19 protein-coding genes are annotated in these 23,515 nt (G+C 66.8%); 10 read left to right on the top strand and 9 right to left on the bottom strand.

Annotated features, from left to right (window positions below):
• Position 1 precedes the first annotated feature (1 nt).
• From ACT6SE_RS19295 to ampE, 4 genes are all read left to right on the top strand, one after another.
• Entirely contained in the window at positions 2-466 is a 465-nt protein-coding gene (locus ACT6SE_RS19295) for a bactofilin family protein (RefSeq protein WP_032956754.1), read from the top strand.
• 31 nt (positions 467-497) lie between these two features.
• Positions 498-890, top strand: a complete 393-nt coding sequence (gene erpA, locus ACT6SE_RS19290) for an iron-sulfur cluster insertion protein ErpA (RefSeq protein WP_046432858.1) — start codon at positions 498-500, stop codon at positions 888-890.
• 153 nt (positions 891-1,043) lie between these two features.
• Positions 1,044-1,949, top strand: a complete 906-nt coding sequence (gene nudC / locus ACT6SE_RS19285; protein WP_014648655.1) for an NAD(+) diphosphatase — start codon at positions 1,044-1,046, stop codon at positions 1,947-1,949.
• Between the two features lie 134 nt (positions 1,950-2,083).
• Positions 2,084-2,971, top strand: coding sequence for a regulatory signaling modulator protein AmpE (gene ampE, locus ACT6SE_RS19280; protein WP_046432856.1), 888 nt, complete (start codon positions 2,084-2,086; stop codon positions 2,969-2,971).
• A gap of 522 nt (positions 2,972-3,493) precedes the next feature.
• On the opposite strand, the gene ACT6SE_RS19275 is transcribed toward ampE, so the two are convergent.
• From ACT6SE_RS19275 to ACT6SE_RS19235, 9 genes are all read right to left on the bottom strand, one after another.
• Complete coding sequence (locus tag ACT6SE_RS19275) at positions 3,494-3,919, bottom strand: DUF2752 domain-containing protein (protein WP_046432848.1); 426 nt, start codon at positions 3,917-3,919, stop codon at positions 3,494-3,496.
• Positions 3,920-3,963: 44 nt separating this feature from the next.
• Positions 3,964-4,242 (bottom strand): CD225/dispanin family protein, encoded by a 279-nt coding sequence (locus ACT6SE_RS19270; protein ID WP_014648653.1) that lies wholly within the window; start codon positions 4,240-4,242, stop codon positions 3,964-3,966.
• 34 nt (positions 4,243-4,276) lie between these two features.
• Positions 4,277-4,564 carry a CD225/dispanin family protein gene (locus ACT6SE_RS19265; protein ID WP_005419784.1) on the bottom strand — a complete coding sequence of 96 codons (288 nt, stop codon included), beginning with the start codon at positions 4,562-4,564 and terminating at the stop codon, positions 4,277-4,279.
• 221 nt (positions 4,565-4,785) lie between these two features.
• The gene (locus ACT6SE_RS19260) at positions 4,786-6,675 is read right to left on the bottom strand and encodes an MFS transporter (RefSeq protein WP_046432845.1); all 1,890 of its coding nucleotides are present in this window, start codon (positions 6,673-6,675) and stop codon (positions 4,786-4,788) included.
• A 98-nt stretch (positions 6,676-6,773) separates the two neighbouring features.
• The gene (locus ACT6SE_RS19255; RefSeq protein ID WP_014648651.1) at positions 6,774-7,568 is read right to left on the bottom strand and encodes an SDR family NAD(P)-dependent oxidoreductase; all 795 of its coding nucleotides are present in this window, start codon (positions 7,566-7,568) and stop codon (positions 6,774-6,776) included.
• Positions 7,569-7,710: 142 nt separating this feature from the next.
• Positions 7,711-9,888: a YccS family putative transporter gene (gene yccS, locus ACT6SE_RS19250; protein WP_014648650.1), complete on the bottom strand. Its 2,178-nt coding sequence runs from the start codon at positions 9,886-9,888 to the stop codon at positions 7,711-7,713.
• A gap of 185 nt (positions 9,889-10,073) precedes the next feature.
• The gene (locus ACT6SE_RS19245; protein WP_046432842.1) at positions 10,074-13,196 is read right to left on the bottom strand and encodes an efflux RND transporter permease subunit; all 3,123 of its coding nucleotides are present in this window, start codon (positions 13,194-13,196) and stop codon (positions 10,074-10,076) included.
• A 31-nt stretch (positions 13,197-13,227) separates the two neighbouring features.
• The gene (locus ACT6SE_RS19240) at positions 13,228-16,461 is read right to left on the bottom strand and encodes an efflux RND transporter permease subunit (RefSeq protein WP_046432840.1); all 3,234 of its coding nucleotides are present in this window, start codon (positions 16,459-16,461) and stop codon (positions 13,228-13,230) included.
• Positions 16,462-16,535: 74 nt separating this feature from the next.
• Positions 16,536-17,780 carry an efflux RND transporter periplasmic adaptor subunit gene (locus ACT6SE_RS19235; RefSeq protein WP_014648647.1) on the bottom strand — a complete coding sequence of 415 codons (1,245 nt, stop codon included), beginning with the start codon at positions 17,778-17,780 and terminating at the stop codon, positions 16,536-16,538.
• A 186-nt stretch (positions 17,781-17,966) separates the two neighbouring features.
• Here ACT6SE_RS19235 and ACT6SE_RS19230 point away from each other — a divergent pair, with 186 nt between their 5' ends.
• From ACT6SE_RS19230 to ACT6SE_RS19205, 6 genes are all read left to right on the top strand, one after another.
• Positions 17,967-19,286 (top strand): M20 family metallopeptidase, encoded by a 1,320-nt coding sequence (locus ACT6SE_RS19230; protein WP_046432850.1) that lies wholly within the window; start codon positions 17,967-17,969, stop codon positions 19,284-19,286.
• 418 nt (positions 19,287-19,704) lie between these two features.
• A complete protein-coding gene (locus ACT6SE_RS19225; RefSeq protein ID WP_006388655.1) occupies positions 19,705-19,998 on the top strand; it encodes a transposase in 294 nt (97 codons plus the stop codon).
• On the top strand, positions 19,995-20,855 hold the full coding sequence (locus ACT6SE_RS19220; protein WP_046429951.1) for an IS3 family transposase: 861 nt from the start codon (positions 19,995-19,997) through the stop codon (positions 20,853-20,855). The genes ACT6SE_RS19225 and ACT6SE_RS19220 overlap by 4 nt, the downstream gene beginning before the upstream one ends.
• A 209-nt stretch (positions 20,856-21,064) precedes the next feature.
• Positions 21,065-21,883, top strand: coding sequence for an NADPH-dependent 7-cyano-7-deazaguanine reductase QueF (gene queF / locus ACT6SE_RS19215; protein WP_049420832.1), 819 nt, complete (start codon positions 21,065-21,067; stop codon positions 21,881-21,883).
• A 285-nt stretch (positions 21,884-22,168) separates the two neighbouring features.
• Complete coding sequence (locus tag ACT6SE_RS19210) at positions 22,169-22,462, top strand: LysM peptidoglycan-binding domain-containing protein (protein ID WP_005419771.1); 294 nt, start codon at positions 22,169-22,171, stop codon at positions 22,460-22,462.
• A 45-nt stretch (positions 22,463-22,507) separates the two neighbouring features.
• Positions 22,508-23,020, top strand: coding sequence for a hypothetical protein (locus tag ACT6SE_RS19205; protein WP_014648644.1), 513 nt, complete (start codon positions 22,508-22,510; stop codon positions 23,018-23,020).
• The last annotated feature ends 495 nt before the right edge of the window (positions 23,021-23,515 follow it).

The following is a 23,515-nucleotide window of genomic DNA, read 5'->3' as shown; positions in this document are numbered from 1 at the left end:
GATGTTCGGAAGCAGCAAATCCAACCGTGAAGGCCAGCTGGTGGTGGATGCCCTGATCGGCAACCAGGTGGTGATCCGCGGTGATGTGGAATTCAGTGGTGGCCTGTATGTGGAAGGTCGCATCCACGGCAAGGTGATCGCCACCGAAGGCGCCAGCGGCGCGACCCTGACGGTCGCCGAACATGGCGTGATCGAGGGTGAGATCCGGGCCCAGGTGGTGGTCATCAGCGGCCGCCTGGACGGCGATGTACACGCCACCGAGAAGGTCGAGCTGACCCCCAGCGCACGGGTCAATGGCAACGTCCATTACCAGGTGGTGGAGATGAATGCGGGCGCCCAGCTGAACGGCCGCCTGATCCATGCCAGCGCCCCGATGGCGGCCCTGCCGGCGCCGGAAGGCGATGAGGCCAATGGCGGCAAGGGCGACACCGCCGCACGCCGCAAGCTGGCCGAGGCGATGGCTTGAAAGCCATCCCCGGCACCCCCATGCTGGCACCATGAGCACGCTAGTCTCCCTGCCCGGCGCCACCCCGCTTGCCGCGCCCGATTACCAATCGCTGGAGCGCCCGCTGAACTTCACCGAGTCGGCGGCCGCCAAGGTCAAATCCCTGATCCAGGAAGAGGGCAACCCCGACCTGGCCCTGCGTGTGTACATCGAGGGCGGCGGCTGTTCGGGCTTCCAGTACGGGTTCGAGTTCGACGAGAACCGTGCCGAGGATGACCTGGCGGTACAGACCAGCGGGGTGACCCTGCTGGTCGACCCGCTGAGCCTGCAGTACCTGATGGGCGCCGAGGTGGACTACACCGAGAGCCTGACCGGTGCCCAGTTCGTGATCCGCAACCCGAACGCAAAGACCACCTGCGGCTGCGGCAGCAGCTTCAGCATGTAAAAGGCCTGTGGCCGGAATGTGCCAACCAGGGTTGGCACCTGCCAGAGCGGGTAGATCCACGCCATGCGTGGATGATCCTTCCTGCATCCACAACGGCAGATTGCGCACAGCGCCGACCTTGCCACCCGCATCGATTGGCGGCACGCTTGCAGGATGCCCAATACTCCTTCGCCGCTTTCCGGTTTCGCCTTCGTGGGTGAACCGCTGGAGCGCGCCGATGCCCTGCGCGAAGATGCCGATGCACTGGCGCGCCTGTGGCCGGGCGCGCGCATTCTCGTGCTCGATCAGGACGGCAGCGCCTTCACCGGCGATGACGATCAGCCACTGGCGCTGACCGGCGCCGACATCGGCGGCGGCCCGGGTGCCGCGATCTTCCTCGGCCTGCGCGGAGAGCAGGCGTGGTTCTCGGTTGAAGCCACCAACGTCACCATCAGCGCGCCACGCCGGCTTGATCTGCGCCAGGCCGCGCTGCTGTGGTCGATGGCCGATGCGACCGCCTTCAGCTATGCCCGCGGCATGTCGTACTGGCACTCGCGCACCCGCTTCTGCGGCGTGTGCGGCGGCGCCGTGGCGTTTGCCCGTGGTGGCTTCGTCGGCCGCTGCGGGCAGTGTTCCACCGAACACTACCCGCGTGTCGACCCGGCGGTGATCGTCGCCGTGGAAAACCAGGGCCGGCTGCTGCTGGGCCGGCAGTCGAACTGGGCCCCGCGTCGCTACTCGGTGCTGGCCGGCTTCGTCGAACCCGGCGAGACCTTCGAGCAGACCGTGGTGCGCGAAGTCCATGAAGAGAGCAAGGTGCGGGTGACGGCCTGCCAGTACCTCGGTTCGCAGCCCTGGCCATTCCCGGGTGCGCTGATGGTTGGCTTCCGCGCACAGGCGCAGGATGACCTGCCGACCGTGGACGGTGAGCTGGAAGACGCGCGCTGGTTCAGTGCCGACGAGGTCGGCGCGGCACTGGCGCGCGACGTGGAGGACGATGGCCAGGGTATCCGCCTGTCGCCGCCGATCTCGATTTCGCGCGGCCTGATCGAGCATTGGTACCGGCAGCAGAAGGGCTGAGCCGGGCCGGCTGGGGCGATTGCATTGCCGCCACCTGAACACGGCCCGGGTTACAGTGCGGGTCATCGCGGAGGGCGCCGCTGCGACAGGTAAGGTAGCGGCGCCGAGCGTTTTGTTTCGTAGGGAGACCTGCCATGTTCACCACTCTGGCCGCCGTGCTGGTGGCACTGGCCCTGGGCCATGTTGCTCCGGCCGCTGCTGCCTCGCTGCGCCGTTTCGACGGTTTCCGGCGTTGGCTGGGCTGGCTGGATGCGCGTGGTGGCAAGGCTTGGCAGGGACCGGCCGGCGTTGCCTTGGCACTGCTGCCGCCGCTGTTGCTGATGGTGCTGCTGGCGTGGCTGTTGCGCGGGGTGCTGTTCGGCCTGCCGTCGCTGCTGCTGGGCGTGGCGGTGCTGGCCTGGTGCTGGGGCCCGCGTGACCTGGACCGCGATATCGAGGCCATTATCGATGCCGATGATGCGGCGACGCGGCAGGCTGCAGTGCGCAACCTGCAGTCGGCCGGCGGCAGCCTGCGCGAGGACATTCCGTCACTGGTCGAGGCGACGGTGCTCAACGCACTGCGGCGCTGGTTCGCGGTGCTGTTCTGGTTCCTGTTGCTGGGCCCGGCTGGCGCGCTCGGTTACCGGCTGCTGGCGCTGATGGCGGAGAGCCCGATGCGCGCACGCGTGCCGGTGGAGCCGCTGGCGCTGGCGCAGCGCCTGCTGGGCTGGATCGAGTGGCCGGTGGCGCAGCTGATGGCATTCTCGATGGCGCTGGTGGGCAATTTCGATACGGCGTGGAAGGCCTGGCGCCAGGCCCATGGCGAACGCCTGGCCGGCAACATCGGGTTCCTTGGCGCGGTGGCGCGGGCCAGCGTCAACGCCGAGCTGCGTGAGGATGCGCACGATTACGCCGAGGCAGGGTTGCTGCCGGTGTGGCAGCGGTTGCCGGACCTGCGTGATGCGATGAGCCTGGTGTGGCGGATGCTGCTGCTGTGGCTGGCGGTCCTCGCCCTGCTGGTGATTGCAGGCTGGGTGACGTAGTTGTTTTGCAGGGCTTGCAGCCCTGCACCTGCAGAGGCCAAAGCCAATGCCAGAGCCAAAGCGGCTCTGGATTGCTGAGGGTTGGGCGGGGCGGTGTGGGGCTGCAGGACACGCCGTAAACCCGTCCCTGGGGGCTCGATGGCGCCATCCATGGCGCCAACGGTCCTGCTGCCCCACACCGCCCCACCCCCGACAGTTTCCCGGTGACGGTGGGTCAACCGCGACTGCCGGTGGGTGTCGACCTTGGTCGACACGGTCGATCCACGCCATGCGTGGATACAGAGCGAAGCGATCCGCTTCCGCTTTTGATCTTCTCTTTCTTTTCCGTGGTGGACGCACACGGAAACTGTCCGTGGTCGGGCGGGATGGATTTGCGGGGGTGTCCGCGGCATGGATGCCGCGGCCAAGCCTCCACGGACGGATTCACGGCGTCCCCCGCAAACCCATCCCGTCCGGCCAACCCCAGGGCTTCTGCCTTCAAACGCCGCCCGCCACGAGGGGCTGCGGCCGTTGGCTGGAAACCTAGATCGGTGCCAGTGCAGTGAACGGCGCCCACGGCAGGTTGCGCAGCAGCGCATACCCGGGCAGCACCCAGAGCCAGAACGTTGGATTGGCCAGTACCCGCATGAGCGGGTCGAGCACGCGCGGCCGGATGCCGGCGACGTTCAGCATCATCAGCAGCAGGAACGGCAGGCTGATGACCAGCAGCGGGTTCATCGCCATCGCGCCGGGCAGGTCGAAATGGACCAGTGAATACAGGCAGCGGGTGCTGCCACAGCCCGGGCAGTACAGGCCTGTCAGCGCGTACAGCGGGCAGCTCGGCAAAGGATTGCCGGCGACATACGGATTGACGTTGCGCAGCACCACCGCGGCACCGGCGGCCAGGCCGGTGGCGGCCATCAGCGGTGCCCAGCGGGCGAATCGGGAGCGGGCGGGAAGTGCGGACATTGCAGCAACGGATCCGGCGCAGGCGCCGGATCCGTCCACGCGGATCAGTAGCCGCTGTTGTTCATTGCACCCATGCCGCCGACAGCGACGATCAGGATGCCGTACAGCACGCCGACCACGACGGCGGCGATGGCCGACCAGATCGCCCACTTCTTGGCCTTGGCGGCGGAGTCCTGGGCACCGGCGATGTCGCCAGCGGCCAGCTTGCCGTTGACCTGCGCGGCGTAGACGATCGACACGATGCCGGCCGGCAGGCAGCAGAACAGGGTGCTCAGGATGGCCCAGACCAGATTGTTCGGGACCTGCGGAGTGGCGGTGTTCATGGGTTCAAGCTCCTTGATGGGTGGTGGTGGTGAATCATTGGTCGGAAAGAGCGCCCAGTACGGCCAAGCCGCCGAACAGCCCGAACCACAACAGCAACAGGACCGGCAGGGCCACGGCCGAAGCCACCGCCCACCAGCCCGCCTTGCGCGACGCACTGTAGGCCCCCGGCAGGTCGCCGGCGGCGCGGCGGCCATCGACCTGGGAGGCATAGACGATCGACACCACGCCCAACGGCAGGCAGCAGAACAGCGTCGTCAGGATCGCCCAGACCAGATGGTTGGGGATGTAGACCGGACGGCTGAGCGGTGGCGGTTGATTCAAAGCGAGACTCCATTCCTTGGTGGCCGGCCATGATGAAACGGCCGAACCTCCCCCCTGTGGGTGCGTAATCTACCTCAACCCGCGCTGCATGTATGCGGTTACAGTCAGATACTGGCCGGTATGGCCCTTGATCTGACGCATCTGACGGACCTCTGCGATGCATCGGAGGGCGAGGATGGGGGCTTGTCGCTGGGACGGTCTACCCGTGTCCGTGCGGTCGATCAGGCGTGATCACCACGCAGGGCCCGCACCTGGGCCTCCAGCACCGGGGCGCTGGTGGCGTGGCCATCCACGGCCGGTGCCGCCACCACCTCGACCGTGGCGCGGAAACGACGCGGCACCCGCATGCGGCCAAGGCGGCTGTCGCGGCGGCTCCACATGCTCGACCACATGCCGCGCAGCGCCATCGGCACCACCGGCACCGGCCGCCGCTCGAGGATCTTCTCGACGCCGGACTTGAACGGCGCCATCTGCCCGTCGCGGGTCAGCGCGCCCTCGGGGAAGATGCAGACCAGTTCGCCTTCGGCCAGCGCCGCGTCGATCTCATCGAACGCACGCTGCATCAGCGCCGGGTCTTCGCGCGCCCCGGCAATCGGGATCGCCTTGGCGGTCCGGAAGATCCAGCGCATCACCGGGATGTTGAAGATCCTGTAGTACATGACGAAGCGCACCGGACGCGGAATCGTCGCCGACAGGATCAGTGCGTCCATGTAGCTGACATGGTTGCAGACCAGCAGTGCGGCGCCTTCGTCCGGCACGTTGGCCTCGATGCCGTGCGGGCGCAGCCGGTACAGGGTGCGCACCATCAGCCAGCTGAGGAAGCGCATCAGGAATTCGGGGACGATGGTGAAGATGTAGATCGCCACCAGCGCGTTGGCGATGGCCAGCGCCAGGAACTGCTGCGGAATGGTCCAGTGCAGCAGCTTGTGGGCGGCCAGCGACAGCAGCGCCGCAGCGACGATGAAGCCCGAGTTCTGGATGTTCAGTGCGGCGAACACGCGCGACATCTGCGCCTTCGGCGTGCGGCTCTGGATCAGTGCGAACAGCGGCACCACGAAGATGCCGGTGAACAGGCCGATGCCGATTAGGTCGATGACGATGCGGATGCTGCCGGGCTGCTGCAGGAACGGCCCGATGGTCAGCCCGTGCACTGTCGCTTCGCCGCTGCGGGCGAAGTACAGGTCGAGCAGGAACGCGGTCATGCCGAACGCGCCCAGCGGTACCAGGCCGATTTCCACCGTACGTGCTGACAGCTTCTCGCACAGCAGCGAGCCGACGCCGGTGCCCACCGAGAACAGGGCCAGCGCGAAGATGTACAGGGTCGGCTGGCCGCCCAGGTTGGTCACCGCATAGGCCGGCAACTGCGAGGTCAGCACGGTGCCGACGAACCAGAACCAGGACACGCCCAGGATCGAGTTGCGTACGGCTTTCTGCTGGCGCGCCATGCGCAGCACCGCCAGCGATTCCGGCAACGGGTTCCAGTTGATCTTCAGATTCGGGTCGCCGGCATCGACCTTGGGAATCAGGCGGGCGGCGATGTTGCCGCAGATCGCCAGGGCGATGATCGCGCACGCGGCCACCACCGTGCCGTGGCTGCCAGCCACGGTGAACACCAGGCCGCCGACGATCATGCCGGAGAGGATCGACATCGAGGTGCCCATCTCGACCAGGCCGTTGCCGCCGGTCAGCTCTTCTGGCCTGAGCACCGACGGCAGCACTGAGTACTTCACCGGGCCGAACAGGGTGGACTGCATGCCGGTGCAGAACAGCGCGACCAGCAGCACCGGCAGGCTCTGGGTGAGGAAGCCGGTGGCCGCCAGCGACATGATCACGATCTCCATGGTGGTGGTGATCACGATCAGTCGCGATTTTTCCAGTTTGTCGGCGATCTGCCCGGCCAGCGCCGAGAACAGGAAATATGGCAGGATGAAGATGGCCGGTGCCAGGGTGGCGTACAACCCCAGTTCTTCCTCCGGCACAGCCATGAACAGCAACATGCTGATGATCGCCTGCCGGTACACGTTGTCGTTGAACGCACCGAGCGCCTGGACCACGAAGAACGGCAGGAAACGGCGCTGGCGCAGCAGGGCGAACTGGTTGTGACCGGACATGGAACCTCCTTGACCGGCGCAGCCTAGCATTCCTTCCCCTCCGCTGTGGATGCGGACCTGTGGGTGCGGACCGTTGGTCCGCACACCTGCCAGCACTCTCAGACGATATCGTCGACCACGCCGCCATCCACGCGCAGCGCCGCACCCGAGGTTGCCGAGGCCTGCGGCGAGGCCAGGTACACCACCATGTTGGCCACTTCCTCGACCGTGGCGGTGCGCTGGATCACCGAGGACGGCCGGTGCGCCATCACGAACTCACGGCCGATCTGCTCCAGCGGCTTGCCGCTGCGCTGGCGTTCATCCTCGAACATCGCCGCAAAACCATCGGAGAGGGTCGGGCCGGGCAGCACCGCGTTGACGGTGACGCCACTGCCGGCCACGCGCTTGGCCAGGCCGCGCGACAACGACAGCTGCGCGGTCTTGCTGACCCCGTAATGGATCATGTCGGCGGGAATGTTGCGCGCTGATTCGGAGGAAATGAACAGCACGCGGCCCCAGCCGGCATCGACCATTGCCGGTAGCAGCGCACGCGACAGGCGCACGCCGGACATCACGTTGGTCTGCCAGTAGCGCTCCCAGGTCGCGTCATCGGTCTCGAAGAAGTCCTGTGGGCCGAAGATGCCGGCGTTGTTGACCAGGATGTCGACCTTGGGCAGGCCGGCCAACAGTGTTTCGACACCGGCTGCATCAGAGAGATCGGCGGCGACGCCGAGCACGTCGGCTCCCGGCACGGTGGCGAGCAGGTGCCGGCGGGCGCGCTCGACGCTGTCGGTGCTGCGGCCATTGAGAATGACTCGCGCACCAGCGCTGGCCAGTCCTTGGGCGATGGCCCGGCCGATGCCGGCGGTGGAGGCGGTGACCAGCGCGGTGCGGCCACTGAGCTCGATTTTCATGGCGATAGTCCGGAGCGGGGGGATTGCCCAGTATCCGCGCGGCCGCGTGATCGAACCGCAGCGCCAGGCGCAACGCGCCGTTGCACACGGCGCAATTGACCCATGCCACGCGTGGGTGGGATCTCCGATCAGCGATGAGGAGTCAGGTCAGGCTGGTCACCGCTTCATTGGCCGCTGCCCGCACCTTCGGCAGCATCCGCAGTACCAGCGCCATCTGCGTGCGGATCAGCTGCAGTTTCGGCGGCATCGCCTCGTCGATCTGCTCCAGCTCGGCGGCCACCGCGCGGTCGGCGTCGTTGTCATCGTCGGCGACCGGTTGCCGTGCGGTCAGCGCCGAGGCCAGTTGCTGCAGTGCCTTGCGCACGCGCTCGCCGGCCGCCAATGCCAGCGGGTCGCCCGCATAGCTGTCCACCTGGTCGCGATGCGCGCCCAGCGCCGACAGGTGTCCCAGCAGTGTGTTGGACAGCGCCAGGAAGCGGAAGCCGGCATCCAGATTGCGGCGCACATGGCCGGGCTCACGCAGCATGTTCGACAGTGCGGTGGACAGCGCGGCATCGGCATTGTGCATGTCGCGCCGCGCGATGCGGTAGGCCAGGTCGTCGCGCATGCCGCTGCGGTACTGGCCCAGCACCGAATCCAGGTAGCGAGCCGCAGTGTCCAGCACGCGTGCCAGGACGAGATGCAGCTGCCGGCCCTGCCAGTCGGGCAGGACCAGGAACGCGGCCGCCGCTGCGATCGCGCAACCCAGCACCGTATCGACCATGCGCGGCACGATCAGCACGAAGCCGTCGCCGATCAGGTTGAAGCAGGTCAGTGCCATCACCGTGATCGCCGCCGACGCCACCAGGTAGCGGTCGGTGCGGGTGAAGAAGAACAGAAGTGCAGAGAGCAAGGCGATCAGCAGCTGCACGTGCAGCTGCGGGAACAGCTGCAGCAGCGCCCAGGTCAGCACCAGTCCGGCCAGGGTACCGACGATGCGCTGGGCCAGGCGTTGGCGGGTGGCGCCGAAGTTGGGCCGGCACACGAACACGATGGTCAGCAGTACCCACGAACCGTTCTGCGCATTGAACAGGCGGATCGCTGCAAAGCCGGCAATCAGCGCCAGCGCCATGCGCAGCCCATGCCGGAACAGCACCGAGCCGGGCGTAAGCTGCTGGCGGATGCGCACGCCCATCTCGCGCAGGGTGTGTGGGTTGCTGTCGCGCAGGCGGGTATCGACGTTGTCCAGGCTGGCTTCGGAGCGCTCGGCATCCAGCAGGCGCCGTTCGATGCTGCGCAGGTTGTGCACCAGCAGGTCCAGCGAGCCCAGCAGGCGCTGCCATTGCGGCCGCTGCTGGTCGCGCAGGTAGGCCAGCGCATCGGCCAGGTCGCGCCCGGCCTGCTGGTTGCCTTCGCCGTACACGAACGGACGGCGCAGCCGGATTGCCTCGCCCAGGCGGGCACAGGCCTGTCCCTGCAGGTCAAGCAGGCGCTGGCAGCGGTACAGCACGTCGCTGTGGAAGAACGCGTCCACCAGCGCGCCGTACGGGTAATGCGAGGAACTGGCGCGCTCGTGGAAATCCTGCGCCATGTAGTACAGGCGCAGGTAAAGGCCGGAGTTCACGCCGGGTCGGCCGGAGCGGCCGAAGCGGGCCAGGATCGCGGTCTTGGCCTCGTTCAGCGCGCCGACCACGCGGCGGTTCTGTTCGGCCAGGTCGAGCTGGCGACGTTGCAGGTCGGCTTCGCGCACCGGCTCGAACAGCGCGGCCTTCAGCTGCAGGTAGCGGCCCAGCTCAACGTACAGTCGCGCCACCCGCTCGCGGACCGGCCGGTTGGCGAACAGCGCGGTCCACAGGATCGACAGCAGGCCGTACCAGACCGCACCGGCCAGCAGGTGGCTGACCGCTTCCAGCGCACTGTGCAGGTCGCTGGCACCGTGCTGTTCCAGGCCGATCATGGTGTAGATCGCCAGCGTCACCGTGGCCTGGGCAATGGACGCATAGCGCTCGCCGAGCGCGCCGAGCAGGGTCAGGCCGAAGGTGGACAGCGCCAGCGCGCCGATGAAGATCCACGGCCACGGGAACAGCCAGATGACCGATGCTGCGGCAATGCAGAAGCACAGCAGCGACAGCGCCACCGCCTTGGTCCGGCCCCACCAGTTGTCATCGGTTTCGGCGATGGCACTGGCGATGATGCCGAGGAACACGCCGGGCAAGGCGGTCAGCGCATCCAGCTGCCAGCACACCGCCAGCGCCGCGGTCAGGGCGATGAACACCCGCAGGCCGTAACTGGCCTTCTCGTGGGCCCACAGGCGGCTGAGGCGGGATTGTCGGGCGGACATGCAGGCTCGGCGGAAAGGTCTCCGACCATTATTGCGGGTGTGGGGTGAAATATGGAGTGCGGACCAACGGTCCGCACCCACGGTAGTGGTAGTGCCGGCCGCTGGCCGGCAGATGTGCGGTACGGAGAAAGCCGGCCAGCGGCCGGCTCTACCCATAGATCCACGCCGCGCGTGGATGGGCCCTTCTAGGCCCGCTGCGCGCGCTTGAGCAGCTTGGCTTCGCGCCTGCGTGCGCGGCGTGCGCGCCAACGCTCGGCCAGGCACGAGAAGATCACGTACAGCGCCGGCGTGCTGAGAAGGGTCAGGCTCTGCGAGAACAGCAGGCCGCCGATCATCGCGATGCCCAGCGGGCGGCGCAGCTCGGACCCTTCACCCAGACCGATCGCCAGCGGCACGGCGGCCAGGATCGCGACCATCGTGGTCATCATGATCGGGCGGAAGCGCACGATGCTGGCCTCGCGTGCGGCATCGCGCGGCGCCAGCCCATGCTCGCGCTGCGCCACCAGGGCGAAGTCGATCATCATGATCGCGTTCTTCTTGACGATGCCGATCAGCAGAACCAGCGCGATCATCGAGATCACCGACAGTTCGGTGTTGGTGCCGAACAACGCCAGCAGCGCACCGACGCCCGCCGCCGGCAGCGTGGACAGGATGGTGACCGGGTGGATCAGGCTCTCGTAGAGCATGCCCAGCACCAGGTAGACGGTCAGGATCGCGGCAAACACCAGGATCAGCATGTCGCTGGGATCTGAATTGAAGCCGAAGCCCGCATCGTCGGCCAGGCGGATGTCGCCAGGCATGCGCATGCCGGCGACGGTGGCATCGATGATCGCCTTGGCCTCACCCATGCTCACGTTCGGAGCCAGGTTGTAGCTGAGGTCCATCGTCGTGTACTGGTTCTCGTGGGTGATCTGCGAGGGGGCCAGGCCGGGCATCTGCGTGGCCACCGCGGTGATCGGCACCATGTCGCCGTTGCGCGCACGCACGTACACCTCATCCAGCGCCGCCGGGGTGGCGGTCTGCGAGGGCAGGGCGTTGACCACCACGCTGTACTGGTTGATGTCCGAATAGATGGTGGAGATCTGGCGCTGGCCGAACGCACCGTACAGCGCGCCGTCGATGGCTCCGACCGTGATGCCCAGGCGCGCGGCCTTGGCGCGGTCGATCTGGATGTTCTGGCGCAGTCCGGCATTGTCCACGTCGGTGCCGACGTCACGCAGCTTCGGGTTCTTCTTCAGTTCCGCCTGCAGCTTGGGCAGCCATTCCTGCAAAGCAGCCAGGTCGTTGCCCTGCAGGGAAATGCGGTACTGCGCGCCCTGGCTGGAACCGCCGCCATCGTTGCTGGGCAGGTCCTGGATCGCGCGCAGGCGCAACTGCAGGTCGGGGTAGCGATCGGCCTTGGCACTGAGTCGCGCCAACGCATGTGCGGTGGTTTCGCGGCGACCGTCGCTGCGTGACTTCAGCTCGATGTTGAACTGTGCACTGGAGCCCTGACGGCCGCTGCCGAGGCGCACACCCACGGTTTTCACTGCCGGGTCGGCCATCAGCATGTCGGTGATGCGACGCTGGCGGGCGACCATGTCCTCGAAGGAGACGGTGGCGCTGGAATTGGCGCGGCCCCAGATCAGGCCGGTGTCCTGCGGCGGGAACGCGCCCTTCTTCACCGCCCCGAACAGGAAGATGGTGACGCCGATCAGGATCAGCGGCGTCAGCGACAGCAGCAGCGCGTGGCGCAGCGAGAAGTCCAGGAACACGGTGTAGATGCGCAGCATGCGCTCGTGGCCGGCATCCAGCCAGCGTCCGAAGCGCGACGGCGGCGCGCTGTGGTCATGGGCGCTGAGGAAGCGGCTGCACAGCGCCGGGGTCAACGTCAGCGAGACGATCATCGAGACCACGATGGCCGCCACCAGGGTGACGGTGAACTCGCGGAAGAACGCGCCCATCATGCCGCTGGCGAACAGCAGCGGGATGAACACCGCGACCAGCGAGGCGGTGATCGAGACAATGGTGAAGCCGATCTCGCGCGCACCGGTCAGCGCCGCCTGCATGCGCGGCATGCCCTCATCGAGGTGGCGCATGATGTTCTCGATCACCACGATCGCATCGTCCACGACGAAGCCGATCGCGATCACCAGCGCCAGCAGGCTCAGGTTGTTCAGGGTGAAGCCCATCACGTACATCACCAACGCGGCACCGGCCAGCGACAGCGGTACGGTCACTGCGGCGATCAGCGTCGGTGCCAGCCGGCGCAGGAACAGCGCCATGGTCAGCACCACCATCGCCAGGCTGATCAGCAACGTGATCTGCACTTCATGCAGCGACGAGCGGATGGTCGGCGTACGGTCGAAGTACGGCGTCATCGTGGTGCCTGGCTGCAGGTAGTCGCGCAGGGTCGGGATCTGCGCCTTGACCCGGTCCACGGTCTCCACGATGTTGGCGCCGGCACGGGTGAACACGTACATCACCACCGCCGGTTTGTGGTCGAACCACGCGGCCTGGTAGGCGTCCTGCTGGCCGTCGTAGACGTTGGCGATGTCCTTCAGGCGGATCACCCGGCCATCGCCCTGGGTCTTGACCACCAGATCGGCGAAGTCGGCCGCACGCGCCACCGAATCGTTGGCGATGATCGAGGTGGTGGTGTTGCCGTCGCTGAGGAAGCCGGTGGGCGAGGTCACGTTGGCCGCGCGCACCGCATTGCGCAGGTCATCGGCGGTCAGGCCCAGCGCGTTCATCAGGCGCAGGTTGACGTCCACGCGCACCGCTGGCGTCGACGCGCCGGCGATGTCGACCGAGGCGACGCCACTGATCTGGCGGATGCGCTGCGCCAGCAGCGAATCGGCGACGTTGTACAGCTCATCGGCCGACTGCGTCTGCGAGGTCAACGCGATGGCGATCACCGGGTCATCGTTCGGGTTCGCCTTCTGGTACATCGGCGAGCCCATGCCCGAGGGCAGGTCGGCCTGGGCCGAGTTGATCGCCGTCTGCACGTCCAGCGCGGCCGAGTCGATGTTGTGGCCGCTCTGGAAGATCATGAACACCAGCGAGCTGCCTTCCGAGCTCGACGAGCGCATGCGGTCGATGCCCGGCAGCTGGCCGAGATGGCGTTCCAGCGGCGCGGTAACCGTGGAGGCCATGGTCGCCGCATCGGCGCCGGACTGGCTGGCATGCACGAAGATCACCGGGATCTCGATGTTCGGCAGTGCCGATACGCCCAGGCGCAGGTAGCAGATCAGGCCGACCATGAACAGGCCGATGGCCAGCAGCGCGGTGCCGATCGGGCGGCGGATGAAGGGGCCGGACAGGTTCATCGCGCGGCCCCCCGCAGCAGCGGGGCGTGGATCATGCCTGCGGCTCCTGCAGCGAACCGTCGCGCAACGCACGCTGCTCGCGGCGGCGGGCAAGCCACTCGGAGAAGCGCTCCATGTACAGGTAGATCACCGGCGTGGTGTACAGCGTGACCAGCTGCGACAGCAGCAGGCCGCCGACGATGGCGATGCCCAGCGGGCGGCGCAGCTCCGAGCCGATCCCGGTGCCCAGGGCCAGCGGCAGCGCGCCCAGCATGGCCGCGGCGGTGGTCATCATGATCGGGCGGAAGCGCAGCAGGCAGGCACGGCGGATTGCTTCGTGCGCGTTGGCACCGGCGCGGCGGGCCTCGATCGCGAAGTCCACCATCATGATGCCGTTCTTCTTGACGATGCCGATCAGCAGCACGATGCCGACGATGCCATCCACCGACAGGCTCAGGCCGCACAGCATCAGCGCCAGCAGCGCGCCGACACCGGCCGGCGGCAGCGTGGAGATGATCGTGATCGGGTGGATGTAGCTCTCGTAGAGCACGCCCAGCACGATGTAGATCACCACCAGCGAGGCCAGCAGCAGCCACACCACGTCCGTCTGGCTGCCAGTGAACTCGGCGGCCTTGCCGATGAACTCGGCATGCAGGTGGGTGGGCATGTCCAGGCTGTCCTTGGTCTCCTGGATTGCACGCACCGCTTCGGACAGCGAATAGCCCGGCGCCACGTTGAACGAGACCGTCACCGCCGGCAGCTGCTGCTGGTGGCTGACCACCAGTGGCGCGCTGCTCACCTTGCCTTCGGCCAGCGCCGACAGCGGGATGATGTTGCCTGCGCCGACGGTGATGCCGGTGTTCTGCGCGCCGATGCCGGTGGCGGTCGACGAGTTCGACGAGGTGACCTGGCCGAAGCTGGTGGCATTGGTGCCGGTCAGCGCGCCGGCGCCATTGGAGGCCACCGCCAGCTGCTCCATCAACGCGGTGCTGGTGCGGAACTCCGGCGCCACTTCCAGCACCACGCGATACTGGTTGAGCTCGGTGAAGATGGTGGAGATCTGGCGCTGGCCGAACGCATCGTAGAGCGTGTCGTCGATGGTCTGCATCGGCACGCCCAGGACACTGGCCTTGTCGCGGTCGATGTTCAGCTCCAGGGCGCGGCCCTGGTTGGACAGGTTGTTGTCGACGTCAGCCAGTTCCGGGCGCTTGCGCAGCGCTTCGGTCAGGCGCGTGGCCTGGGTGGCCACCGTTGCCGAATCGACGTCCGACAGCGAGTACTGGTACTCGGTAGCGGCCACGCGGGTATCCAGGGTCACGTCCTGCACCGGCTTCAGGTACAGCGCCACGCCGGGAATGCCGGCCACCGCCTTCTGCAGGCGCGGCAGGATCTGCTCCAGGCCATCGCGCTGGCTGCGCTCCTTCAGCACGATCGACAGCTGGCCCTGGTTGAGCGTGGGGTTCATGCTGCCGGCACCAATGAACGCCGACACGCCGGTCACATCCGGATCGTGCCGCAGTGCTTCGGCGACCTGCTTGGTGCGCTGTTCCATCTGCGGGAAGGCGATGTTCTGGTCGGCCTGCACCACGCCGGTGATCAGGCCGGTGTCCTGTTCGGGCAGCAGGCCCTTGGGAATCAGCACGTACAGCAGCACGGTCAGCACCAGTGCACCACCGGCCACGGCCAGGGTCAGGCGCTGGTGGCCCAGCACCCAGTCCAGGCTGTGCTCGTACAGGCCGACGGTGCGCGTCCACAGGTTCTGCTTGCCGGCCGCTGCCGCGCGCTCATGCGCGTCTTCGCCCTCGGGCAGGGCGTCGGGCTTGAGCAGGTAGGCACACATCATCGGGGTGAGCGTCAGCGAGATCAGCATCGACAGCACCACCGCGATGCTCAGCACCCACGCGAACTCGTGGAACAGGCGGCCGGTGACGCCGGGCATCAGCAGCAGCGGCAGGAACACCGCTACCAGCGAGACGGTCAGCGACAGCACGGTGAAGCCGATCTGGCGCGCGCCGATCTCGGCCGCTTCCTTGCCACTCTTGCCCTGCTCGATGTAGCGCACGATGTTCTCGATCATCACGATCGCATCGTCGACCACGAAACCGGTAGCCACCACCAGCGCCATCAGCGAGAGGTTGTCCAGCGACATGCCGGCGAACGCCATCACCGCGAAGGTGCCGGCCAGCGACAATGGCACCGCCACCGAGGGAATGATCGTGGCCCACAATCGGCGCAGGAACACGAAGATCACCGCCACCACCAGGCCGATGGTGAGGATCAGGGTGAACTGCACTTCATGCACCGAGGCGCGGATGGTCTCGGTACGGTCGTTGAAGATCTCCAGGTGCACGTCGGCCGGCAGCACGCCCTGCAGCTGCGGCAGGATCGCGCGGATGCGCTCGACGGTCTGCACGATGTTGGCACCAGGCTGGCGCCGGACTTCCAGCAGCACCGCCGGCTTTCCATCGGCCCAGGCGGCCAGCTGGTCGTTCTCCACGCCATCGATCACCTCGGCCACGTCCGACAGCCGCACCGGGCGGCCGTTCTTGTAGCTGATGATCGTGTCGCGGTACTCGGCGGCGCTGGCCAGCTGGTCGTTGGTGCCGATGCTGTAGGACTGCGTCTTGCCGTTCAACGAGCCCTTGGGCGCATTGACGTTGGCCTGGGTCAGTGCGCTGCGCAGCTGCTCCAGGGTCAGGCCCATGTTCGACAACTGCGCCGGATTGACCTGGATGCGCACGGCAGGGCGCACGTTGCCGGCGATCGACACCAGTCCCACGCCCTGCACCTGCGACAGGCGCTGGGCCAGGATCGAGTCGGCGTAATTGTTGACGTCGCGCAGCGGGCGCGTGTCGGAGGTCAGCTTCAGGGTGACGATGGCCGCGTCGGCCGGATTCACCCGGTTGTAGACCGGCTGGTAGGGAAGCGACGAGGGCAGGGTGGCCTGGCGGATCGCCGCCTGCACGTCCTGCGCGGCGATGTCGATGTCGCGGTCCATCGAGAACTGCAGGATGATCGTCGACAACCCGGCCGACGAGTCGGAGGTCATCAGCTCCAACCCGGAAATCTGCCCGAACTGGCGCTCCAGCGGGGTAGTGACCAGCGAAGCCATGGTGGTGGCGTTGGCACCGGGGTACTGGGTGGTGACCACCAGGCTGGGCGCATCGATTTCCGGCAGCGCCGACACCGGCAGCTTGCGGTAACCGAGGATGCCCAGCAGCAACAGGCCCGCCATCAACAGCGAGGTGGCGATCGGGCGGCGGATGAAGATCGTCGAAAAGCCCACGGACTGATCCTTGCTGGCACTTCAATGTCGGCGCCGGCGGGTATGCCGGCGCGAGGGAGATCAGTGGCCTGCGCTCAGCGCGGGCCACCACCGCGACGGCCACCGCCGCCTGCGTTCTTCTGCTCGGCCGCCTTCAGTTCGGCCTCGGTCGGTGCGGCCGGGGTCTCCCCCGGCTTCAGCGCGGTGACCTTGCTGCCCGGCTTCAGGCGGAACTGGCCTTCACTGACCACCCGCTCGCCGCCCTTCAGGCCTTCGGCGATCTGCACCTGGCTGTCGCCCACTTCCACGCCGCTGCGCACGGTCTGCATCTTTACGGTGTTGTCGCCCTGCACGATGTAGACGTACTCGCCATCCGGGCCACGCAGCACCGCCTGGGTGGGGATGACCACACCACCGGCGATCGTGCGCAGCTGCATGCGCACGTTGACGAACTGGCCCGGCCACAGGCCGTTGTCGGTGTTGTCGAAAATCGCGCGCGCCTTGAACGTGCCGCTGTCGGCACTGATCAGGTTGTCGACCACGTCGAGCTTGCCGTCGCCGGACAACACATGCGAATCGGCACGGTCCAGCGCGGCCACCGGCACCGTGCCGGCGGCCTGCGCCTGGCGCACGTCGCCGAGCTGGCGCTCGGGCAGGTTGAACAGCACGTGGATCGGATGGATCTGGGTCAGCGTGACCAGCGCGGTGCCGGCGTTGACCACGTTGCCCGCGTCGACCGCGCGGATGCCGGCGATGCCGGAGATCGGTGCGGTGACCTTGGTGTACTGCAGCTGCACCTGCGCCGAACGCATGCTGGCCTCGTTGGCGGCCACGGCGCTTTCGTACTGTGCCACTTGGTTTCGCTGTGTATCCAGATCGGTCTTGGCGACGTACTGGCGATACTCAGGCGCGTTCGAGCGCTGGAAGTTGGAGCGCGCAGTGGCCAACAGGGCTTCGTTCTGGCGCTTGGCTGCGGCGGCCTGGTCATAGCTGGCCTGGGCCGTGCGCGGATCGATCACCGCCAGCACGTCACCCTGCTTCACTTCCTGGCCTTCGCGGAAATTCAGGCTCATCAGCTGGCCGCCGACCTGCGGGCTGACGGTAACGGTGTTCATCGCAGTCACCGTGCCCAGCGCGCTGGCATACACCGGCACGTCCTGGCGCGTGGCCTCCACCACGGTCACCGGTACTGGACCGGCATTCGGATCCTCGCCGCCCTGGCGCGCCCCCGCAGCTGCACCACCGGCCTTGTCCTTGCCCCCGCCCATGACGCGCAGGCCGACCACGGCCAGCACCAGCACTGCCACGACCAGCAGCACGATCTTCCAAACACGTGACATTACGAGGACTCCGAGAGGGCTGGACCAGGCGGGACGCCGGGGCAATGCGCAAAGCATACCTGTGCCACATCACGTTTCCTGCATGACGGATGGGACGGGCGCTAAGACCGGATCGAGCGCCGGAGGTTCCCGTGGCGGCGGTGTTGCCCTACATTCAGCTGGAACCCTTCTGCTGTGGAGATTGCGATGCGCCGTTCGCTGCTGCTGTCCGCCCTGCTGCTGGCCCTGCCGGCCCTTGCCCACGCCCAGGACGGGCAGCGCCCGGAAGTGACCGCCGCCGCGCAGCGGCTGCAGGCCAAGGTGGTCGAATGGCGCCGCGATTTCCACCAGCATCCGGAGTTGTCCAACCGCGAGGCGCGCACCTCGGCCGAGGTCGCCAAGCGCCTGCGTGCGATGGGCCTGAAGCCGAAGACCGGCATCGCCCACCACGGCGTGGTTGCGATCATCGAGGGCGGCAAGCCGGGGCCGAAGATCGCCCTGCGCGCCGACATGGACGCGCTGCCGGTGACCGAGCAGACCGGCCTGCCGTTCGCCTCCAAGGCCACTGACCAGTACCGCGGGCAGACCGTGGGCGTGATGCATGCCTGTGGCCATGACGCGCACACCGCGACCCTGCTCGGCGTGGCCGAAGCACTGGTGTCGATGAAGAAGGACCTGCCGGGCCAGGTGATGCTGATCTTCCAGCCGGCCGAGGAGGGCGCACCGCCGCCGGAAGAGGGTGGTGCGGCACTCATGCTGAAGGAAGGCCTGTTCGCCGATTTCAAGCCGGAAGCGGTGTTCGGCCTGCATGTGTTCTCCAGCGTGCAGGTGGGTCAGATCGCGGTGCGCGGTGGCCCGTTGATGGCGGCCTCGGACCGGTTCGGGATCAAGGTGATCGGCCGCCAGACGCATGGTTCGGCGCCGTGGAACGGGGTTGATCCGATCGTCGCCACCGCCGACCTGGTGGGCACCGCGCAGACCATCGTCAGCCGCCGCGCCAACCTGTCCAAGCAGCCGGCAGTGCTGACCTTCGGCGCGATCAACGGCGGCATCCGCTACAACATCATTCCCGATGAAGTGGAGATGGTCGGCACCATCCGCACCTTCGACGAAGGCATGCGCCAGCAGATCTTCGCCGACCTGCGCAACGTGGCCGAGCACACCGCCGCCGCGCATGGTGCCAAGGCGGTAACCGAGATCTACGAAGCCGACGGCAACCCGGCCACGGTGAACAACCCGGCATTGACCGCGAAGATGCTGCCGAGCCTGCAGGCGGTGGTGGGCAAGGACAACGTATACGAGCCACCGCTGCAGATGGGTGCGGAAGATTTCTCGCTGTACGCCAAGGAAGTGCCGGGCATGTTCTTCTTCGTCGGCTCCACCAGCGCGGGCATCGATCCGGCAACGGCGCCGGCCAACCATTCGCCGAAGTTCCTGCTGGATGAGAAGGCGCTGGATGTCGGGTTCCGCGCGCTGCTGCAGGTGAGCCTGGATTACCTGCACGGTGCCGGCACCCCGGCGGAGTGAGGGTTTCCGCAGGGCTTGCAGCCCTGCACCCGCTTGGATCAACGGCAACGTCAACGTCAACAGCGGGCATTCCGTGGGATGGCGGGGTGGGTCCGGTTGAGGGGGACGCCGTAAACCCGTCCCTGGGGGCTTGGCCGCGGCATCCATGCCGCGGACACCCCCTCAACCGGACCCACCCCGCCTTCGACAGTTTCCCGCGGCTGTTGGTGCCCGCTGCTGTTGGTGGGTGCCGACCGTTGGTCGGCACGGCGGACGTCATGAACGTCTGAAGGATCGGATTCTGATTTTCCTGATCTTTCCCGTGGTGGCGCGGGAAATTGTCCGTGGCCGGGAGGGTGGGTTGGCTGGGGGCGTGTGATCTGGCCCCCCGTCAGCGGACGCCAAGAAGCGATACTTTGATCGCACTTGGAGGTCCCTTATGTCCCGTATCACCCGTCGTAGCTATACCGATGAGTTCAAGCACCAAGCCGTGGAGCTGGCCGAGTCGCTCGGGCCGGCCGCAGCGGCCCGTCAGTTGGAGATGTCGGTCAAGACGCTGGCAAATTGGCTTGACGCGGTCCGTGCTGGCCGGTCGTTGACCTCTGAGGCTCGCAGGCCAGCCACCGACCTGGAAAGCGAGATCAGCCGCCTTCGGGCCGAGAACGCCAATCTGAAGATGGAGCGGGAAATCCTAAAAAAAGCGGCGGCGTTCTTTGCCAGAGAGTCCAAGTGAGGTACGCCTTCGTCGCCAGTCAAAGGACTCAGTACCCGACCAGGTTGTTGTGTCGGGTTCTTGGGGTTTCTGTCTCTGGATTCCATGACTACCTGCACCGGCAGTGTGCCCAAACGTGCGATGTCGATTTGGCCCTCCGTACCGAGCTTCGGGCCATTCATGTGACCAGCAGGCGCAGTTATGGGCGACGTCGGCTGGTCAGGGCCTTACGAGCCAGGAATCATCCAGTCGGCCACAAGCGCGTGGCACGGTTAATGGCCGAGGAGCGAATCCAGGGCAAGGCCAAAGGCCGATTCCGACCCAAGTCCTCTGGCGGCTCATCTCAGCTCGCCCCCAACCTGCTGGATCGGCAATTTGCCCCCGGAACCGGACCGACGGCGTGGGTCGGGGATATCACGTATGTCCCTACCCGCCAGGGATGGCTGCATCTGGCCGTGGTCATCAGCGTCCAGACCCGGCAGGTGCTGGGCTACAGCGTTTCCACGCGTCTGACTGAAGAGCTGGTGGTGAAAGCATTTGCCAATGCTTGGGCTCTGCATCCACAACGACCCGGCCTGATCTTCCATTCAGATCGTGGTGGGCAGTACTGGGGAAACGAGTTTCGCCAGCTGCTGCAGTCCCATGGCGTGGTCCAAAGCATGAGCCGGCCTGGCAATTGCTGGGACAACGCGGTGGCCGAGAGCTTCTTTGCGACGCTCAAGACAGAAGAGGCTGCCGAGCCTTACGCCAGTAGAGAACAAGCCAGCCAGTCCATCGCTGCTTACATCCACGGCTTCTACAATCCAGCCCGGCTACACTCGGCGCTGGGCTACCACTCGCCTAACAACTACGCCCGGCAGCTCCGGACTGCCGCCTGAAACGGCTTCATGGCGTCCGTTTTCAGGGGGCCAGATCAGTGAGCCGCATGGATGCGGCGACCGAGCCTCCATGGATGGATTCACGGCGTCCCCCGGCCAACCCACCCTCCCGGCCAGCTCCTGTATCCGGCAACACAACCACCACGGAGGGGCTCCGCCGTTGGCCGGCCCGGCCGAAGGCCCGCCGTCCGCGCGATACAATGGCGCCCATGAACACCCCACAGGATTCCAGCCTCGGTCGCGAGGTCAGTTACCCGTCGCAGTACGATCCCGGCCTGCTGTTCCCCATCCCCCGCATCGGCGCCCGCGCCGAGATCGGCCTCGATGACGCCGCGCTGCCGTTCGTCGGCCACGACCGCTGGCATGCCTTCGAGCTGAGCTGGCTCGACGCGCGTGGCAAGCCGCAGGTCGCCGTCGCCACCGTGCAGGTGCCGTGCACCTCACCGCGGTTGATCGAATCGAAGTCGTTCAAGCTGTACCTGAACTCCCTCAACAGCACCCGTATCGACAGCGCCGAGGCACTTCGTGGGCGCCTGGTGGCTGACCTGTCGGCCTGCGCCGGTGCGCCGGTGGAGGTCGAGTTCGGCCTGCCGGGCCTGCGCGAGACGCCACTCGGTGAATCCATCGACGGCCTGGATGTGGAGATCGACTGCTACGGCCCGCCGCAGGCAGACTTCCTCGCCGCTGATACCGGCGAGGTGGTGGAGGAAACCCTGGTCTCGGCGCTGCTGAAGTCCAACTGCCCGGTTACCGGCCAGCCGGACTGGGCCACGGTCAGCCTGCGCTACCGCGGGCCGAAGATCGACCGCGCCGGCCTGCTGCGTTACCTGGTCAGCTACCGCGAGCACGCCGAGTTCCACGAGCAGTGTGTTGAACGGATCTTCAGCGAGGTGTCTGCGCGCTGCCAGCCGCAGTGGCTGGAAGTGGAGGCCCGCTACACCCGTCGTGGCGGCCTGGATATCAACCCCTGGCGTGCCAGCCCGGGCATCGCCGCCCCGGCCGCGACCTACCGCGAACTGCGGCAGTAACCGCCACAGGCGGTTGCCCGTTGCGCCGGGCCATGCCCGGCGAGCGCCGGCCATCGGCCGGCACTACCATGATTCGCAGGCGGTTACGGGTGGAGCCGGCCGCTGGCCGGCAATCGGCCAAGGCCGGATCCCCCTGGCACAGCCGGCCATCGGCCGGCACTACGGGGCGTCCATTCCCCCGATTGTTCAGCCGCCCCGGGGGGCGGCTTCACATCTGCACCATCCCCATTTAACAACCTCCATGGCACCGTGCGAATCACGTAGTCATGCAGACGGGAGTTGTGGATGAGTACCGAGAAGAAGGCCGATTTCTCCGGCGTCAGTGGCAGTGTCGACAGTACCGCCGAGCAGGTGCCGAAGGCGGACTTCTCCGGCGTCAGCGCTTCGGTGGACAGCACCGCAGACGTTGTCAGCGGCGGCACCTATACCGTGCAGAAGGGTGACTCGCTGTCGAAGATCGCCAAGCAGCATCTGGGCGACGCCAATGCCTGGAAAAAGATCTTCGAAGCCAACCGTGATGTGCTTGATGACCCGGACAAGATCTTCCCGGGCCAGACCCTGAAACTGCCGCCGAAGTAAGCCGGCCATCGAACGCCGTCCGACAATCCCTGGGAGGAACCCCGAATGATCAAGACCACCCCGCTACAGACCGCCCTGATCGCCGCCCTGCTGGGCAGCGTTGCCCTGGTCGGTTGCAAGAAGAAAGAAGAGTCGACCGACAGCAACGCCGCTCCGGCAGCGACCGCCCCGGCCGAACCCGCAGCTCCCGCGCCGATGACCGGCGCACCGCCGCCGATGGCCGAAGCCGCTGCGGTCAACGTCTCGTCGGTCACCGTCGGCAAGACCGCCGCCGCCGACAAGTCGGTTGCGACGACGGCTTTGTTCGCACCGAAGGATGACATCATCGTCTCGGTCAAGACCGACGGCGCTGCAAACAACGTCACCGTTGGCGCCAAGCTGACCTATCAGGACGGCCAGGTAGCCGGCGAACAGAACGCCACCCTGAACACCAGTGGTGCGGAAACCACCAACGTCACGTTCAAGAATGCAAAGGGCTGGCCGGCCGGCAAGTACCGCGCCGAGGTCACCGTCGATGGCAAGGCGGCCGGAACGCCGCAGGAGTTCGAGGTCAAGTAAGTCCTGCCGACTCTCTCCCGGCAGGGCTCACGATGGACGCAGCCGCGAGGCTGCGTCCTTTTTTGTTGGGCGATGCCCGCTTTAGGGAGGCTAGCGGGGTACGCTGAACGGAACACGGACAGGTCGGGGGACAGCATGCTCAGCTGGATTGCGCTCACACTCGCAATGGGCCCCGCGAATCTCTGGAGCTACGGCTGCGACCACTTTCTGTACGGTGCCTGCCTGCGCGTGCCGACAGGCATGTCCGTGACCTACGAGGCTCCTGTTGACTTTGGTCTGCACCGCATCAGGCATGACGGTAGGGAAGTCGCCTTGATCTACGAGGGCGATGCCCCCGAAAAGCCTGCGTCAGGAAGCACGCCGGATCTGCGCTTCACGGACGGCGGATATGTCGTGTCGGGGTATGCAAGGGCGGAAGGAGGTTCCACCCGGTACGACGTCTACGTTCGACCCGGATCGTCTGGCGCCGGTTCGCTGCACATCCGAGGCTCTGCA

Origin of the sequence: Stenotrophomonas sp. LC732, assembly GCF_052446685.1 — a bacterium.
Lineage (GTDB): Bacteria > Pseudomonadota > Gammaproteobacteria > Xanthomonadales > Xanthomonadaceae > Stenotrophomonas > Stenotrophomonas muris.
This window is presented reverse-complemented; position numbering and strand designations above follow the sequence as displayed.

Bases quoted from the DNA above. Each gene is read 5' to 3' on its own strand.
- ACT6SE_RS19295 (WP_032956754.1), top strand. From the start codon at position 2: ATGTTCGGAAGCAGCAAATCCAACCGTGAAGGCCAGCTGGTGGTGGAT.
- erpA (WP_046432858.1), top strand. From the start codon at position 498: ATGAGCACGCTAGTCTCCCTGCCCGGCGCCACCCCGCTTGCCGCGCCC.
- nudC (WP_014648655.1), top strand. From the start codon at position 1,044: ATGCCCAATACTCCTTCGCCGCTTTCCGGTTTCGCCTTCGTGGGTGAA.
- ampE (WP_046432856.1), top strand. From the start codon at position 2,084: ATGTTCACCACTCTGGCCGCCGTGCTGGTGGCACTGGCCCTGGGCCAT.
- ACT6SE_RS19275 (WP_046432848.1), bottom strand. From the start codon at position 3,919: ATGTCCGCACTTCCCGCCCGCTCCCGATTCGCCCGCTGGGCACCGCTG.
- ACT6SE_RS19270 (WP_014648653.1), bottom strand. From the start codon at position 4,242: ATGAACACCGCCACTCCGCAGGTCCCGAACAATCTGGTCTGGGCCATC.
- ACT6SE_RS19260 (WP_046432845.1), bottom strand. From the start codon at position 6,675: ATGTCCGGTCACAACCAGTTCGCCCTGCTGCGCCAGCGCCGTTTCCTG.
- ACT6SE_RS19255 (WP_014648651.1), bottom strand. From the start codon at position 7,568: ATGAAAATCGAGCTCAGTGGCCGCACCGCGCTGGTCACCGCCTCCACC.
- yccS (WP_014648650.1), bottom strand. From the start codon at position 9,888: ATGTCCGCCCGACAATCCCGCCTCAGCCGCCTGTGGGCCCACGAGAAG.
- ACT6SE_RS19245 (WP_046432842.1), bottom strand. From the start codon at position 13,196: ATGAACCTGTCCGGCCCCTTCATCCGCCGCCCGATCGGCACCGCGCTG.
- ACT6SE_RS19235 (WP_014648647.1), bottom strand. From the start codon at position 17,780: ATGTCACGTGTTTGGAAGATCGTGCTGCTGGTCGTGGCAGTGCTGGTG.
- ACT6SE_RS19230 (WP_046432850.1), top strand. From the start codon at position 17,967: ATGCGCCGTTCGCTGCTGCTGTCCGCCCTGCTGCTGGCCCTGCCGGCC.
- ACT6SE_RS19225 (WP_006388655.1), top strand. From the start codon at position 19,705: ATGTCCCGTATCACCCGTCGTAGCTATACCGATGAGTTCAAGCACCAA.
- queF (WP_049420832.1), top strand. From the start codon at position 21,065: ATGAACACCCCACAGGATTCCAGCCTCGGTCGCGAGGTCAGTTACCCG.
- ACT6SE_RS19210 (WP_005419771.1), top strand. From the start codon at position 22,169: ATGAGTACCGAGAAGAAGGCCGATTTCTCCGGCGTCAGTGGCAGTGTC.
- ACT6SE_RS19205 (WP_014648644.1), top strand. From the start codon at position 22,508: ATGATCAAGACCACCCCGCTACAGACCGCCCTGATCGCCGCCCTGCTG.